Raw genomic sequence first — 17,565 nt, forward strand, 5'->3', positions numbered from 1 at the left:
GGCTTATATATTCGCTTTTATCAAAAAGGAACCGACAACCACAAGACTATTATCATACAACTTAGAATCAAAATCATTTTGTAACGTTTATTATACAATAGTAATTCTATCAGTATTTCTTCTATTTATCAATTCATTTCCTTATGCTTTTTCGCATACTTCATTGCAGAATTGATAGCAAGTCAGTACCTTTTGACAGACAATCGATATGAAATATATAATAAAGAAAATAGATGACTGGATAAGAAACATTTGATACACTATATAAGAGTATGAGTTGTAAGGGAGGTTATTTACCATGTTCATCACATTCAGTATGTTTATAGGTTTAATTGTACTAACAATCATAATGATTGTTTTAATTATTTATTTAACTTTTACTGGAGGAAACAATCAGCATTCGCGTCAAAAAAACATTTATCAAGCACAAGAAGCCGCAAAAGAATTGTTAGCTCAAAAAAATAATGAATTTTCACAACACTCTACCTCATTTAAAATAAATCAAGAAACTGAGTTTGAACAACGATCAGATAGAAATGAGTTTCACCAAGATATGGACATTAAGGAAGATGATGACCCGCTTCGTGTTTTACCTTATCCCAAAGACAACAAGTTTGAGTAAAAAATGGAACTAACGAGTATCAAGAATAAGTCTATACTGATTTCTATATTAAAGAGCTTGGGAAATAACTATTTTAGTTATTTCCCAAGCTCTTATTTTTTGAAAATAACTAAACTTATTTGTATTAAAAAAATAAATAATTTTAGTTATATGTGATAATACCCATTAAATTTGACTTTAAATCATTCTATTTCTATAATTTGGAAAAAGGTAACAGGAGTGATGAAATGGATATCTTATTAAATGAAAAAAGTAAAAAAAAAATCCAACTTTTTACGGAATTATTATATAGAGAGAATGAAGAAATATCTTTTTCCTATTTACAAAATTTCCTTGGTGTGTCCTTAAGTACCTTAAAACGATATTTCCAAGAACTATCAACTGATATTAAGAATAATAAATCCTTTACACAAATAGTATTAATACGTAATGTCGGAGGGTATGTCATTCAAAATCATTCAGCACATGCCATGGATTACCTTATTATTCAATTACGTCTAAGTTATTTTGAATCATCCTTACAATTTAAAATTATTTTAGAACTTCTTTTAAACCATTATAATTCTGTAGAAGATCTAGCTGAAAAATTATATATAAGTCCTCCTCACCTGTATAAAAATATTAATATTTTAAATATTGAACTAGAAAGATATCCTTTAAAAATTGTTTTCCATCCTACTACTAATTTCCAAGGAAAAGAAAAATACGTCCGTATGCTAAATTTTTATTTTTTTTGGAGTGTATATCGAGGAATTGCATGGCCATATGATTTTAAAAATATGAAAGACTTCTCGGCCAACGTTGACTTTGGAGAATTACAGAAAAACTACTCCGACTCAGTAATCAAACGTTTGGAGTTCATGGTTGGTCTTTTTATGGTCAGGCGACAAGACCACCCCATTCGTTTGCCCAAAAAAATTAAAGAGCTATCAAAACACTTTGCTACTACAAATGCCATTTCAAAACTTGTAGAGCCATTCCTAGTCACTGAGGATGAGATCTTATTTTTTAATTTACTAGCTAGATGTTATATTGCTGAAATTGATACACTACAAGATAAATATAGACTATATGATTCATTTCCGAGAAGCTTGCCTTTAATCAGCGCTTGTGACTTATTAATTGAAGAATATGAAAAATACTTTTATGGGGATTTTTCTATGAATAAGGAGCAAAAAACAACTGTCTTCTATTATTTGTTAATCGGGATGATTCAAGCAACTTATTTTTCAATTAGTCCTGTACAGTTTTTTAGAACTTCATTTACACAAAATACGCATACAAAACTTTCTATTAAGGATAATCCAAGAATTAATAATTTTTGTAAGAAGTTTCGAGAAGATCACCTAGACTTTCCAGTGCCTGCTCATTCTGATTTTGGCTTATGTATTTTGTTAACCATTTTAACAGAAACATTCTTATATCCTTCTTTGTCTGTTTATATACAGTATTCTAAAAACAATTTAGGCACAGTCTATATAAAGAATAAATTACACATGCTTTTCAATCCAAGAGCTATTCACTATATTGATTGCTTCGAAGAGGCCGATCTTGTAATCATCGATTGCTTCGAACCACGTGTTAAAAAAAGCAAACAGAAAATTTTTTACATTTCAGATGTTTATAATGAACAAACCTGGCATGAGCTATTCACTTGTATTCAACTTTTATTTTTTAAAGCCAAATCAACTTTTTATTAATGTTTAACTCCTGTAGAAATGAACAGTATAAAAATCTATAACTATGGAAAATAATTTCTTTATTTAGATTTCAAGCCAGTGATAAAAACTGAAAATCAGTTTTATCGCTGGCTCCTCTATTTTTATTGCTTGTTAGACCTCATTAACGCAACTAAATACAATTATACTGAGTCATGCTATTAAGGTGCGTTTTCTATTATCCAGATAATATTTGACGAATATTCTTTATTAGCAAGTACTGTTCCTGGTAGAACATTTAGTAAAATTTGTTGTTTTTCTGATTGACCTAGCGGCAATGAAATTTGTCCATTTACCGCATTTTTATTGTAGTAAAATTCAGCAGTCTTTTCATCACTCAAGTGTTCTCTCTTTTGTTTGCCCAAAGAATCTGTTGTTTGAAGTACTAACGTACTGGCTGTCTGATCACCTTGTTCCGTTTGTAACGGCCGGCTTAGTTTCGTAACAATCCGCCAATTTTCCGTTACATACCGTGTGTCTTCAATTGTTAGGTTTAAGGTTTCTTCGGTCGGAACTAATTGTTCTTCCGAATTAATGGTCTGCTCCCCAAATGAGATATTCGCATCTACATGACTAAAACCTAAAGCCCCCTCTAGTAGTGTTGCTGTCACGGTTTTCTTAAGTGTTCCAATACTAAAAGTGATGTTATACACTCCTGGTTTCTTCATTATCGTTCCTTGATTAATCATAAGCTGATCAGTTTTATTTTCTCCGGTTTTGACATCCCAAAGTTCAGCTTTTGCATATTTTAATAAAAATTTTGGTTGTTCCTCTACTTTATCCGGAAAATCAATTGCTGCAGTTGAAAAATCTTCAGCACGAAATATATAATTGTTATCCGAAATGGTTTGAGAATCTTTTACAAAAAACAACACTTTAATGATTGTTTTATTTTTGGCCTTATCTGTGAATGTAATCTCTCCTTGAGACACACCTACTTTAGAAATATCAGGTTGCTTGGTTAGGGCAACTTCTACCGAATCTGCCCCGGCATTATCATAAAGTTCTTTGTACATCTTAGAAATTTCTGGTAACGGATCCCCTAATTCTAGAAATTGATTGACTGCTTCGGCTTTTGGTGGAGTGGTATCTGCGACAGATTGGACCAGAGACTTTTCACTAGTATTCCCAGCAGCATCAGTAGCTGTAACGTAATAGCTTTTGTATGGTACCAAAGGTTTGTTTGTTGTTGGAATACTTAATGAATACATATCATCTGCATTTGCTTTCCCTTCTAAAAACAAACTATTTGTTTCGTTATCATAGATTTTGACCGTTGAATTCTTTTCTGCATTACCTGAAAATACGGTGCTTATGTCTTTTAGTTCGTTCAGACTTGGTTGCTCTGGTGGAGTTTCATCTAAAACTGAAACTACTTTAGAAACTACTTTACCATGAATTGTACTTAAAATTGTTATCTTTTCTCCATAGGTAAAATAGCTTCCAGTTGGAAGAGCATAACTAAAATCCCCCTGATCATCTGCTTGAATATGGTATTTAGTAGCATCGCCTATTACCGGTGAAGCAATCTTCGCAGCAGGTATTTCTGTACTACCAGAAAATTTTAGAAAAGCATTGGGATATGTTTTACCGATGATTGTATTACTGTGATGATCTTCATGATCTGTTACCAATTTTTCTGGCGTTAAGCTTAGATTTACAGCATCTAAAAGCGATTGAGCTTTCTTTAAATTATTATCAAAGGTATCAGATTCAGTTGTTGAAAATGCGTCCTTAAGCTCATCGAATTTTGCACGTAACTCATCTATGCTTTTTTGCGTTACCTTTAGCTTAAGCGCTGTTTGAGTATCATCCGTAAATAAATCATTAATCAATGAAGTAAACTCATTTAATTCTTCTGTAGCATCATATACAGTTTGTCTTGTAAAAGTAACATTTCCAGTACCTTTTCCATATGGTTTTAAATCACCATAATGATAGAGACTTATTTTACTTTGAGTAGATCCTGCTTTAAAAAAGATACTAATACTTTTTTTGCCATCCATTGTAAAACGACCTAAAGGCTTTTCATTATTATTGATTTTTACCCCTGTCTCCATCCCTTCTAAAGTACTACTTACATTTATATCCGCCTTGAAAACATAGTAGTTGCCGGGAGTAGTTTGAACTGTCTGTTCAACATATATTGTTTCCTTTTCTCTTTGAGATTTTTTTAATGAAATCACACTATTTCCTAATGTAATCATTCCGTAACCGACATCTTTTACTATTATATCCTTTTCGGTCGCTAATTTGCCCATTGTAGATGTATTTCCACGATATGTGTAGTAACCATACCAATCATCTGGTGATAATAAATTGGTAGGATTGGCTTTTATACTACTACTAGCTTTTATTTCGTTTGTTTTTTTTAGAATGAACTGACTAATGAGCCCCCCAACTAACACTAGAAACAATAAAATTAGAACTATTTTTTTCTTTTTTTTAATTTCCACCCACTCCTCATTCTTTTTTCAAAAATACGAAAAATGATATAATTTACATTTTGTTTGCAAATCAATAATTTCATTCTACATGGCTTATTTATAAAATCATAATCCATTTTTGATTCATATATTGTTCACAATGAGAGACTAACACATATACTACTATTAGATTAAAATACACATAGGTTTATCATCTATTGTCAAAAAATAACAATAGAAATTTTCCAACAACAAAAAAAACGAAACAAAACGTAAAATCAGTTTTGTTTCGTTCTCTAAATTTTACTATATGGAAAAGTATCAGCTACTGTTCCCTTCTTCTATTGTAGCTAATTTTAGACGCTTAAACAATGAAAGTTGACTACTTATTAAAGTAGCACTATGGTCTCAATTTAAAGCTATCTCATAGACGTGCATTTAATTCTTTTGCTAAGTCTTCAAAACCAGGTTTGCCAAGTAGGGCAAACATGTTCTTTTTGTATGCTTCCACACCTTCTTGGTCAAATGGGTTCACGCCATTTAAATATCCAGAAATTCCAACAGCGATTTCAAAGAAGTACATAACATAACCCATTGAATAAGCATCCATTGCAGGAATTTTCACGATCATATTTGGTACACCACCATCTGTATGAGCAAGCAAAGTACCTTCAAAAGCTTTTGTATTTACAAAGTCAATTTCTTTCCCTTGTAAATAGCCCAATCCATCTAAATCTTCAGCAAGTTCAGGAATAGACAAAACATGACGCGGAGTGTCAACTTTAACGACTGTTTCAAACAAGTTACGCATACCATCTTGAACGTATTGTCCCATTGAGTGTAAGTCAGTAGAAAAGTCAGCTGCCGCTGGGAAAATACCTTTTTGATCTTTTCCTTCTGATTCACCAAATAGTTGTTTCCACCACTCAGAGAAGTAATGCATTCCTGGTTCATAGTTGATCAACATTTCTGTTGTCTTACCTTTACGGTATAAAATATTTCTTAATGCAGCATATTGGTATGCTTGATTTTTGTTTAAATCAGTTGTTGCAGCATACTCTTTACGCGCGTCATTCGCACCCGTCATTAAAGCATCGATATCGCCACCGCTAACAGCGATCGGTAATAAACCAACTGGAGTTAGGACTGTGAAACGTCCGCCAACATCATCAGGAATCACAAATGTTTCCCAACCTTCAGCATCTGCTTCCACTTTAACGGCGCCTTTAGCACGGTCAGTTGTAGCATAAATACGTTTATTTGCTTCTTCTTTGCCATATTTTTTAATCAATAATTCTTTAAATACTCTAAATGCAATTGCAGGTTCAGTTGTCGTACCTGATTTAGAGATCACATTTACTGAGAAGTCACGATCACCAATAACATTGATTAAATCAGCTAAATAAGTTGAGCTGATACTATTTCCAGCAAAGAAAATTTGCGGTGTTTTTCTTTCGTCTGCTGGTAATAAGTTATTAAATGAATGATGTAAAAATTCAATCGCTGCTCTCGCACCTAAGTAAGAACCACCAATACCAATTACAACTAATATTTCTGAATCAGATTGGATTTTTTCAGCCGCTTTTTTAATGCGGGCAAATTCATCTTTATCATAATTTTCTGGTAAATCGATCCAACCAGTAAAATCACTTCCAGCTCCAGTTCCTTCTCTTAATGCTTTGTCGACTGCAGTCACTTGTGCCTGCATGTATTCCAATTCATGATCAGCAACAAATGGTGCCAAATTGGAATAATCAAATTGAATGTGTGACATTCCTTCTCCTCCTTGAAATTAAACTTAGTACATACTCTACTTTACGTTCTTTTGATGCTTTTTTCAAGCAAATTATAACTGAGTGTACCAATTTTTATTTTAATACACTTAAACAATCCCAATTATACCACAAATCAAAATATTATTTAGGTCTAGCAATTATCCGATATGAAAAAACATCAAAAAATAAAGAATGATTAAGACAAAAATCATCTTTATTTTTTGATGTTTTTGGACTAGACCAACCCTTGGCTTAGCATAGCTCGCGCAACTTTTTCAAATCCTGCAATATTTGCTCCTAAGACAAAATTGTTCGCAGCATCATATTTATTTGCTGTATCACGACATGTTTCATAAATATTTTTCATAATATCATCCAACATACCATCGACTTTTTCAAATGACCAAGATAATCGCTCAGAGTTTTGGCTCATTTCTAACGCAGAAACCGCCACTCCACCAGCATTTGCCGCTTTTCCTGGACAATATAATACACCAGCTTTGTCAAGTACCGCTACTGCTTCTAAAGTACAAGGCATATTAGCTCCTTCAGCAACGACTTTTCCACCATTTTTCACTAAAAGTTCAGCTTGTTTTTCATTGATCTCATTTTGAGTGGCACATGGTAAAGCGATATCGTAAGCAACTTCAAAATCCCAAACGGATTGACCATCATAATACGTAGCATCTGAATGAGTTTCTACATATTTAGAAATACGTTCACGATTTTTCTCTTTTAATTCTTTAACTAATTCAACATCGATACCTTTCGGGTCGTAAATAAACCCAGTTGAATCAGAACAAGTTAGAACCGTTGCACCCAATTCTTTCGCCTTTTCCATTGCATAAATCGATACATTGCCGCTACCTGAAACAACAACTTTTTTTCCTTTGAATGAGTCATTTGAGTCATTCAAGAGATGTTTAACGAAGTAAACACAGCCATATCCAGTAGCTTCAGTTCTAGCCTCGCTACCCCAATAACCTAAAGGTTTACCAGTTAGAACACCTGCATCATAATTTCTCAAACGCTTATACATACCGAATAAGTAGCCGATCTCTCTTGCACCTACACCGATATCTCCAGCTGGCACATCTGTGCTTGGTCCAATATGTTTTTGTAACTCTGTCATGAAACTTTGACAAAAGCGCATCACTTCAGCATCTGATTTACCTTTAGGATCAAAGTCACTTCCGCCTTTTCCCCCACCAATTGGCAAACCGGTTAGGCTGTTTTTAAATATTTGCTCAAACGCTAAAAATTTCATCACACTTAAGTTCACGCTAGGATGAAAACGCAGGCCACCTTTATAAGGACCAATTGCAGAGTTATACTGCACTCGATAACCACGATTGACTTGCCAGTTGCCTTTGTCATCTTGCCACGGTACTCTAAATTGTAAGATTCTTTCTGGTTCAATCAGGACTCCTAAAATATTGGCTTCAATGAATGCAGGATTTTCTTTCAAAAATACTTCAACCGTTGGTAAAAATTCGTCGACAGCTTGCAAGTATTCTACTTGCCCCCGATCATTTTCATGAATCTTCTTTTGAATCTCTTCCACGTACTGTTTTGCTTCCATCTAATCACCCTCTCATCGTTATAATCCTATTTTAACTTAAATTCAGAAAATTTCCACAACTTTTTACTGTAAATTGAAAAAAACTTAGAAATATTTTTCAAAATTGTGTTAAACTACCATTGAACTGGAGGAGAATTTATGAAATTATTTGATGTTATTGTCGTCGGAGCAGGTACTAGCGGTATGATGGCAGCGATTGCCGCAGCGAAAGCGGGAAGTAATACCTTATTAATAGAAAAAAATAAACGCGTAGGTAAAAAACTTTTGATGACAGGTGGTGGTCGTTGTAATGTGACGAATAATCGTCCTGCAGATGAAATCATTGCGCATATACCAGGAAATGGAAAGTTTTTATATAGCGCCTTTTCACAGTTTAATAATTACGATATCATGGAGTTTTTTGAATCGAATGGAACTCATCTAAAAGAAGAAGATCACGGACGAATGTTTCCTGTGACCGACCGCTCAAAAACAATTGTCGAAACTTTATTCAATCAATTGGAACAACTTGGCGTAACGATATATACAGAAGCAAAAGTTGAAAAGGTACTACATAAGGATGAACAAGTCATCGGAGTCGCTTTAGAGCACGAAAAAATATATGCACCTTGTGTCATTTTGACAACTGGTGGACGTACCTATCCTTCCACAGGATCGACAGGTGACGGCTATAAACTTGCTAAACGATTAGGTCATACTATTAGCCCTTTATATGCAACTGAGTCTCCAATCATTTCTAATGACGATTTTATTACAGAAAAAACGTTACAAGGCCTTTCCTTACAGGACGTTGCACTTTCAGTTTTAAATAGTAAAGGGAAAGTAATTGTAACGCATCAGATGGATCTCCTTTTTACCCACTTTGGCGTTTCGGGTCCAGCTGCTTTGAGGTGTTCAAGTTTTATTAATCAAGAATTAGTTAAAAATGAGCAAAAATCAGTTACTTTACAACTGGATATCTTTCCTCAAAAAACAGCATTTGACCTAAAAAAAGAAATAAAGAGAAGACTTTTTGATCAACCCGAAAAATCACTAAAAAATGCTTTGAAAAATCTTGTTGCTGAACGTTTGTTAGATTTTGTCTTAAACGAAACCTCCCTTTCAGACTGTCAATCAAAACAAGTTTCGGAACAACAAATTGATGCTTTAGTCCAACACTTAAAGTCTTTTGAAATAAATGCAACAAAAACACTTCCCATAGAAAAGTCTTTTGTAACAGGTGGTGGAATTTCATTGAAAGAAATCCAACCCAAAACAATGGAAAGCAAAATAGTTAATGGTTTATTCTTTGCAGGAGAGTTACTTGATATCAATGGCTATACCGGTGGATACAATGTTACTGCAGCTTTTGTCACTGGACATGTTGCAGGAACTCATGCCGCTAGCGTAGCCGACTATACTTATTTGCCAATTATAGATCAAGAATAAATAACTTTCTTATTATAAATGAATGAACAATCCAAGAATTGTATTCGTTCATTTTTTTTCCTGCTAAAGTAGCTACGACTTTAGCAGGATAAAAATAGTAGAAAAAATAAGGCTTTTGAACGATTTTATCTTCTTCTAAATTATGTAAAAATAGTTTTAGGAGGTGATTATAATGAAGATTAGTTTAAAACGGAAAACCACATGGGGATGCGTACGTCATTTTGTTATTTATAAAAATGGCGTTAAACAAGGAAAGCTTTTTAACAATATTGTAACTGAAATTGATGTTGAAATCGGTGATATTCTTGATTTTAGAGAAAGCTTTTTCTATTTTTCTCAAAAAATAAATGTAACTTCGGAAACAAAAGAAATCATTATTGCCAACTCAAAACAAATCAGGCACTTATTCTCATTATGTATCATTTTATTTTTATCACTCTCTCTGCTTAGTCTTTCTATTACATCTTTAAATTTATTCTTATTTACCGAAATTTCTTCTTTCCTTTTTTTAAACCTACTATTTCGTTATCATTCCTATCGTTTTAGCATTGAACCTTCTAATTCACTGAATGAACTTTCAGTGAATTAGCTTAAAAATACAAAAGTATCTGAGGTATAACTCAAAGAGTTATACCTCAGATACTTTGATTCTTAATAAACAGTTATCCAATAAAATGCCGAGCACTCATAGGCTTATACTTCTTTTTCTGAAAAAGAAGTATCTAAAATATAACCAATCGAACGTATTGTTTTCACTTGAACGGGCGAATTTTTTACATCAGCGAATTTCTTTCTCACATGAGAAACTAAATTACATACTCGATTTTTTTGAACTCCACTACTACTTTTAGACCAAACACCTTTGTAAATGTCTTCATACGTAACAGTTTGGTTCATATTTTTATACAAAATCGTCAATGCGATAAATTCTTGTCTTGTCAAATCAACTTCTTGATTTTTATTGACTAATACACATGATTTCTCTGGTATTATTTCGAAAGAAGATTTATTTTCACGTTTTTTAACTGTTTCTTTTTTTAAACGCTTCAAAATATTTTTCACAATCAAGTCCATCTCATCTGCTTCTTCAGTGAAAATACCATCTGCTCCTAATTTTAAATAAACCATACGGGAAGTAAAAACCATTTGATCCTCATCTGCAAGAATAAGAATGTAAATATCAGAGATTTTTCTTATTTCTAACAGTCCTTCACATATGTTTGTAAAATTAAGTTCTTTGCTTTCTTCTATTATAAGAATATCTAGTTCACCTAAATCATCGAAACAAATCTTATCCATTAATTCAAGTGAGCATTGCTGATCTAAATCCAATGTTTTATAGTAGTTATTTTGAGGTGTTCTTAATGAAAAATAACCTATCTTGTACATACACATTTCTCCTATATATTAAATTTGAAAATGCTCAATAAATTGCTTTATATAACTATTTCTTTTTATTATTACGCTTCTTATCGCCCTTTTTAGCTATAGATTTTTTTTTATTTTTCTTACTAGCTTGAGCTTTTAATTTTCTTCTTTTTTGCCGTCTTTTTTTACTGATATACTGACTTAATACAAAGGTAATGATTATTAATAATACTGCACCACCTACACCGGCGATAATGTACCATTTTGTATGGTCAACTTCCAATTCAACTGCTTGTTCATTCAATTTTTCGGCTTCTTTTTTATCGATTTCAAAATCTTTAGACCATTTCCAGTCTTCTCCTGCACTATTCACTTTCATATGCAATGTATACTTTCCTGGTTTAAACTCTTGATTGGCCCAACTAATACCAAAATCAAAATTTGAATTAGGCGCCATTCGTACTCCAGGGTTACTCTGCTCAAATAAGTTTTCGTCCTTACCTTTTTTAGTGACACGCACATCAACTTTCATATCTTGTATAATCATAGGCTTCGTATTTTGAATATTGGCCTTTAAAACATTTCTATAATTGACCTGAGAGGGTTGAATCTTTCCTAATTTAAAATCTGGTTTAACTACATTATCATTTTCTCTAATTGATACACCAATAGCAAATGCAAAACGGTTCTTGATTTGTACTCCCGAACTATTCTGCTCTTCTTTTGTTTTATTTTCTTTTTCAGTAAAATGAAGTCCACCCAATACGATACCGTCTAATTCTTCATCAGGCATAGTTACCTTAACCTTTAATGTTTTTGAACTTTTGGCTGGAATCGTTATTTCTTTTTCTAATTCAGAGATTACTGAAAACGGTGCTTTTAGCGTTTTGTCTAACTTGGGATCTGAGTTGCTATAATCCACAATCCCATTATCGTTAGTAATAGCTGTATTGGCATGATTTTCTACTGTCACTTCTTCGTCTAAAGGATTGTTCATTAGAACTTCTAATTCTTGAACTTGACCTGGTTTCATTCTTAAATCAAAATAAGTTTTTGTTTTGTCAATTTGATTTTCAGGGATAACTGCTGTCACAGAAAAATTCATTTTTCCTTCTTCCGCAGAAGCTTTTATGGGAGCCCCCCCTATCATTATAATCAAAAATAAAAGTGAGATTATTCGCTTATACATTACTAATTTCTCCTAACTTTCTTATGTTTGAATCTATGTTATTACTTTTTATGTAAGAATCAATTGGCACAAGCTCCTAAAGCTGTACCAATTGTTTACAATGTTGGCTAGATACCATTCCCTTATTCTTTCATTTTTTGTTTCTGTTTTTTATGGCGCATTCTCGAGTGTCCATACTATTTGAGTGGAGTATTCTTTACCTGATTGAACACTACCAGGAATGACATTCAACATCACTTCTTTGCCTTTCTCTTTCGTAAAGTCTACTTGAATGAGACCATTGTTTAACTTACTTGGTTCATACATTGGTGTATTTAGCTCGTTTAGTTTCTTATCCACAACTTTACCCGCTTCATACGAGCGATAGATTAATCTACTAGCTGAAGTCAGACCGTCTTTCGTCTTCAACGGATGAGCCACCTTTGCCAATAAACGCCATTTGTTCAGTTTAAACCGAGTATCATTTATAGACAGGCTCAACTTCTTTTCTGAAGGGACAAACTGTTCTTTCGATGCAATTGTTTGAGTGCCAAACGTTAATGTGTCCATTGTTTGTTCAAATGCCAAACTTCCCTCTAGGAGCGTTACTTTAAATACTCTTGTCAAACTTCCAATCTTAACCGTGATCGAATACACGCCTGGTTCTTTTTTTAAACTTCCTTGATTATAGACAAGTTTGTCGTTGATCAGTTCACCTTTCCCTAAGTCCCAAGCCTCGACCGCGCCATGTTTTAAAATAAACGCCTTTTGTTCTGCCGCCGTTTCCGGTAAATCAATCGTTAAGGCTGAAAAATCATCGGCTTTCAGTAGGTTATTACTATCCATCGCCGTTAATTTATCTTTTACTGTGATCGGCACAACGACAACGAGTGAATTTTTTGCTTTATCGGTCAATGTGATCTCAGCTGTCTTATATCCTGTTTTAGAAAGATCAGGAGTTTTGGTTAATTTGATGGTTAAGTCGGCCGTTCCAGCGTTATCTGTAATGTTTGTAAGCATTTTATCTATGGCTGGCAGCTTTTCCCCCAACGTTAACGCTTGTTTCACCGCTTCTGCTTTAGGGGCTGTGGTATCTGCTACAACTTGGTCATCCGAGGCAACACTGATATTTCCAGCAGCATCGGTTGCGGTAACGTAATACGTTTTATAAGGAACCAGCGGTTTTTTAACTTCCGGTATAACCAATGAAAACTGACCATCCGTTCCGACTGTTCCTGTTAGGAATACAGTGTCATCCGATTTATCATACATCGTGACCGTAGTGCCTGTCTCCGCTGCGCCAGAGATCGTTCCCGCTTGGTCTTTGATTGTATTCAGCTTCGGTTTCTCTGGTGGTACGTCATCTTTCACTTGTCGTGTTTGAGAAGTGGTTTTCCCTCTTAGCATACTGGTCACCGTGACCTTCTCATTCCATTTAAAATACGTTCCTTCTGGCAGTGAGTAACTGAAGTTTCCTTCCCCGTCTGCTCGTATCTGATATTTTTTTGAATCATCCGCAACTTCTGAGCTTAAGGTTCCTACTGGAAAGGCACTGCTTCCCGAAAAGTGGATAAAGGAATTAGGATAGGTTTTCCCTTTAATGGTATGACTTAGTTCGTTTTTCGGATCATTGACTAATTCAGTTGGAATGGTCAAGCTCATTGTGATTTTGTCTAGCAATGCTTGGGCTTTAGCAAGTTCCGTCGATAGTTCCTTTTTAGTCGTTGCATTAAGAATCGTTTCAATCGATTTTTTTACTTTATCAATTTTCGCTTGTGTCGCCGATAATTTTAATTCTGTATGTGTCTTATCTGTGAACAAGTCTTCAAGCCCTTCATTTGATTCTGGAATTCCTTGGCTCAAATCTACAACCGATAACTTCCGATAGTTAACAGCATTATTAATAGTCTCTTGATCTACAGTAAAAGTAACGGCCATTTCTTTTGTTGTGGCCTTAACGATGTGTCTAACCTCAATAATATTATTTGACCGATCCTTAATATCCTTATAGGTTGGAAAAACGGAAACGGGATTATCTACATCTGTATTTGATACCCAATTTAATGCATAAGTTGATTTACTAGCTCTCTCACCCTGCATCTCTGTAGAAAGTTGATAATAATGTCCTGGAATTGTTGGAAAGGTGCTCCTTACGTGGGCCTTTTGAATGTTATATTGAGTACTTATTCTCTCTAACCTTAAAGAAGAAGGCTTAACAGTAGCAGTTGCGATACCTGACACAATGGCGTTATTGTTCACGCCATTCCAATCCGTACTCACGATCCATTTAGAACTAAAAACAGTATTGACGAAACCTTGCCACTTACCTTTATTTAACAAATCGTATTTCGAAAGAATCGTTTGATCAGTTATTTCAGGCGGTTCTGTCTCGGCTCTAGTTTGATTGTTGATTCCTCTAGGTTGTTCTTCAGCTTTCAAAACGACCTTTGTTTCTATATTAAGAGCAACAAAAATCACTAGACTACTTAGTAAAACTGTTGCTATAAGGAAAGAATATTTTTTCTTTTTCATTTTCTCATTTCCTATTCATCAGTATTTTTAGTAACTATCCTATAAAATTTAAAGATGAGTAACATGAAATAAATCAGTAACAGCAGCATGCCTAAACATTACTTTTCCTAACTCTCTTTATGGCCCATTCTCAAGTGTCCATACTATTTGAGTGGAGTATTCTTTATCAGATTGAACACTTCCAGGAAGGACATTCAACATCACTTCTTTGCTTTTCTCTTTCGTAAAGTCTACTTGAATGACACCATTGTTTAACTTACTTGGTTCATACATTGGTGTATTTAACTCGTTTAATTTCTTATCTACAACTTTACCCGCTTCATACGAGCGATAGATTAAACTACTAGCTGAAGTCAGACCGTCTTTCGTCTTCAACGGCTGAGCCACCTTTGCCAATAAACGCCATTTATTCAGTTTAAATCGAGTGTCATTTATAGACAGGCTCAACTTCTTTTTTGAAGGGACAAACTGTTCTTTCGATGCAATTGTTTGAGTGCCAAATGTTAATGTGTCCATTGTTTGATCAAACGCCAAACTTCCCTCTAGCAGCGTTACTTTAAATACTCTTGTCAAACTTCCAATCGTAACCGTGATCGAATACACACCAGGTTCTTTTTTTAAACTTCCTTGATTATAGACAAGTTTGTCGTTGATCAGTTCACCTTTTCCTAAGTCCCAAGCCTCGACCACGCCATGTTTTAAAATAAACGCCTTTTGTTCTGCCGCCGTTTCCGGTAAATCAATCGCTAAGGCTGAAAAATCATCGGCTTTCAGTAAGTTGTTACTATCCATCGCCGTTAATTTATCTTTTACTGTAATCGGCACAACAACAACGAGTGAATTTTTTGCTTTATCAGTCAATGTGATTTCAGCTGTCTTATATCCTGTCTTAGAAAGATCAGGAGTTTTCGTTAGTTCCATCGTTAAATCAGCCGTTCCAGCGTTATCTGAAATGTTTGTAAGCATTTTATCTATGGCTGGCAACTTATCGCCCAGCGTTAACGCTTGTTTCACCGCTTCTGCTTTAGGGGCTGTGGTATCTACTACAACTTGGTCATCCGAGGCATCACTGACATTCCCTGCGGCATCGGTTGCGGTAACATAATACGTTTTGTACGGAACCAACGGCTTTTTAGCTTCTGGTACAACCAATGAAAATTGACCATCCGCTCCGGCTGTTCCTGTTAGGAATACAGTGTCATCCGATTTATCATACATCGTGACCGTAGCGTCCGCTTCTGACTCACCAGAAATCGTTCCCGCTTGGTCTTTGATTGTATTCAGCTTCGGTTTCTCTGGTGGTACGTCATCTTTCACTTGTCGTGTTTGAGAAGTGGTTTTCCCTCGTAACATACTAGTCACCGTGACCTTCTCATTCCACTTAAAATACTTTCCTTCAGGTAGTGAGTAACTAAAATTACCTTCCTCATCCGCTCGTATCTGGTATTTTTTTGAATCATCCGCTACTTCCGAGCTTAAGATTCCTGCTGGAAAGGCACTGCTTCCAGAAAAATGGACAAAGGAATTGGGATAGGTCTTTCCTTTAATGGTATGACTTAGTTCATTTTTCGGATCATTGACTAATTCAGTTGGTATGGTCAAGCTCATTGTGATTTTGTCCAGCAATGCTTGAGCTTTGGTAAGTTCCGTCGATAGTTCCGTTTGGGTCGTTGCATTGACGATCGTCTCAATCGATTTTTTTACTTTATCAATTTTCGCTTGTGTCGCCGATAATTTTAATTTTGTATGTGTCTTATCTGTGAACAAGTCTTCAAGACCTTCATTTGATTCTGTTATTCCTTGATTCAAATCTACAACCGATAACTTCCGATAGTTAACAGCATTACGGGTACTCTCTGAATCTGCAGTAAAAGTAACAGCCATTTCTTTTGTTGTGGCCTTAACGATGTGTCTAACGTCAATAATCTCATTAGAGTGATTCTTAATATCCTTATAGGTTGGAAAAACGGAAACGGGATTATTTATATCTGTATTTGATACCCAATTTAATGCATAAGTTGATGTATCAGCGTTTTCACCCTGCATCTCTGTAGAAAGTTGATAATAATGTCCTGGAATTGTTGGAAAAGTGCACGTTACGTGGGCCTTTAGAATGAAGTATTGAGAACCTCCTCTCTCTAGACTTAAAGAAGAAGGCTGAATAGCGGCTTTTGCGACACCTGATACAATATCTTTTTTGTCCACGCCATTCCACTCCTTCTTCTCGGACCAATTATAATCAAAAATACTATTGACGAAAGCTTGCCACTTACCTTTATTTAACAAATCATATTTCAAAAGAATCGTTTGATCAGTTATTTCAGGCGGTTCTGTCTCGGCTCTAGTTTGACTGTTTATTTCACTATTCTTTTCTTCTGCTTTCAAAACAGACTTCATTTCTATCTTAAGAGTAACAAGAATCACAAGACTACTTAGTAAAACTGTTACTATAAAGAAAGAATATTTTTTCTTTTTCATTTACTCATCACCTCTTTATCGGTATTTTTTAGTAACTACCTTATAAACTTTAAAGATGAGTAACACGAAAACGATCATTAACAGTAGTATACCCAACCCCATTAATAGAGTATTGCTTTGGGTGCCCGTACTAGGCAACAAACCAGACTTAGCTGTTTTTCTTCTACTCGTTTCTGGTAATTCCTCCATTTTATTTGACGTACCACTATTTGACGTACTGGTTTTCGTCTGGCTACTTTCTGATGTTTTATCTGTGCCACTCGGTACTGTTGTACTCGAACTAGAATCACCGCTAACAGATACATCACTATTAAAAGTTAAGCCGATTTCAGTATCATAGTTTACCGCTTCTGCTACTTTAGAAAACTGAAATAATGGTAGTGTTATAAATATAATGCTTAGCAAAATAAAATATTTTTTTTTCATAGTCCTTCTCCTTAGCTTACCTGTAAACAAATCAGCTATGAT

The 17,565-nt window shown here is 34.6% G+C and carries 12 protein-coding genes; 4 read left to right on the top strand and 8 right to left on the bottom strand.

The genetic code is table 11. From position 1 onward, the window contains the following. Positions 1-298 precede the first annotated feature (298 nt). Both I583_RS06750 and I583_RS06755 read left to right on the top strand, forming a co-directional pair. Positions 299-622: a hypothetical protein gene (locus I583_RS06750; protein ID WP_010761255.1), complete on the top strand. Its 324-nt coding sequence runs from the start codon at positions 299-301 to the stop codon at positions 620-622. Between the two features lie 227 nt (positions 623-849). Beyond that, positions 850-2,322: a helix-turn-helix domain-containing protein gene (locus I583_RS06755; RefSeq protein WP_010761254.1), complete on the top strand. Its 1,473-nt coding sequence runs from the start codon at positions 850-852 to the stop codon at positions 2,320-2,322. 179 nt (positions 2,323-2,501) lie between these two features. Here the strand turns inward: I583_RS06755 and I583_RS06760 are convergent, their stop codons facing one another. From I583_RS06760 to gdhA, 3 genes are all read right to left on the bottom strand, one after another. Then, entirely contained in the window at positions 2,502-4,796 is a 2,295-nt protein-coding gene (locus I583_RS06760; RefSeq protein ID WP_010761253.1) for an Ig-like domain-containing protein, read from the bottom strand. A gap of 394 nt (positions 4,797-5,190) precedes the next feature. Further along, the gene (locus tag I583_RS06765) at positions 5,191-6,540 is read right to left on the bottom strand and encodes a glucose-6-phosphate isomerase (protein ID WP_010761252.1); all 1,350 of its coding nucleotides are present in this window, start codon (positions 6,538-6,540) and stop codon (positions 5,191-5,193) included. 236 nt (positions 6,541-6,776) lie between these two features. After that, the gene (gene gdhA, locus I583_RS06770; protein ID WP_010761251.1) at positions 6,777-8,123 is read right to left on the bottom strand and encodes an NADP-specific glutamate dehydrogenase; all 1,347 of its coding nucleotides are present in this window, start codon (positions 8,121-8,123) and stop codon (positions 6,777-6,779) included. Positions 8,124-8,261: 138 nt separating this feature from the next. Between gdhA and I583_RS06775 the strand changes: the two genes are divergently transcribed. Together I583_RS06775 and I583_RS06780 are read left to right on the top strand one after the other, a co-directional pair. Next, entirely contained in the window at positions 8,262-9,551 is a 1,290-nt protein-coding gene (locus I583_RS06775) for a BaiN/RdsA family NAD(P)/FAD-dependent oxidoreductase (RefSeq protein ID WP_010761250.1), read from the top strand. A gap of 172 nt (positions 9,552-9,723) precedes the next feature. Beyond that, positions 9,724-10,140: a hypothetical protein gene (locus I583_RS06780; protein WP_010761249.1), complete on the top strand. Its 417-nt coding sequence runs from the start codon at positions 9,724-9,726 to the stop codon at positions 10,138-10,140. A gap of 104 nt (positions 10,141-10,244) precedes the next feature. Here the strand turns inward: I583_RS06780 and I583_RS06785 are convergent, their stop codons facing one another. The 5 genes from I583_RS06785 to I583_RS06805 form a co-directional block, all read right to left on the bottom strand. Then, complete coding sequence (locus tag I583_RS06785; RefSeq protein WP_010761248.1) at positions 10,245-10,940, bottom strand: response regulator transcription factor; 696 nt, start codon at positions 10,938-10,940, stop codon at positions 10,245-10,247. A gap of 55 nt (positions 10,941-10,995) precedes the next feature. Next, positions 10,996-12,108: a WxLIP family cell surface protein gene (locus tag I583_RS06790; RefSeq protein ID WP_010761247.1), complete on the bottom strand. Its 1,113-nt coding sequence runs from the start codon at positions 12,106-12,108 to the stop codon at positions 10,996-10,998. 150 nt (positions 12,109-12,258) lie between these two features. Then, positions 12,259-14,619 (bottom strand): Ig-like domain-containing protein, encoded by a 2,361-nt coding sequence (locus I583_RS06795; RefSeq protein WP_016249898.1) that lies wholly within the window; start codon positions 14,617-14,619, stop codon positions 12,259-12,261. A gap of 117 nt (positions 14,620-14,736) precedes the next feature. Beyond that, on the bottom strand, positions 14,737-17,097 hold the full coding sequence (locus tag I583_RS06800) for an Ig-like domain-containing protein (RefSeq protein WP_016249899.1): 2,361 nt from the start codon (positions 17,095-17,097) through the stop codon (positions 14,737-14,739). Positions 17,098-17,112: 15 nt separating this feature from the next. Beyond that, positions 17,113-17,523 (bottom strand): EF2685/EF0750 family sortase-dependent surface protein, encoded by a 411-nt coding sequence (locus I583_RS06805; protein ID WP_010761243.1) that lies wholly within the window; start codon positions 17,521-17,523, stop codon positions 17,113-17,115. Between the last annotated feature and the right edge of the window lie 42 nt (positions 17,524-17,565).

Source organism: Enterococcus haemoperoxidus ATCC BAA-382 (genome assembly GCF_000407165.1).
Lineage (GTDB): Bacteria > Bacillota > Bacilli > Lactobacillales > Enterococcaceae > Enterococcus_L > Enterococcus_L haemoperoxidus.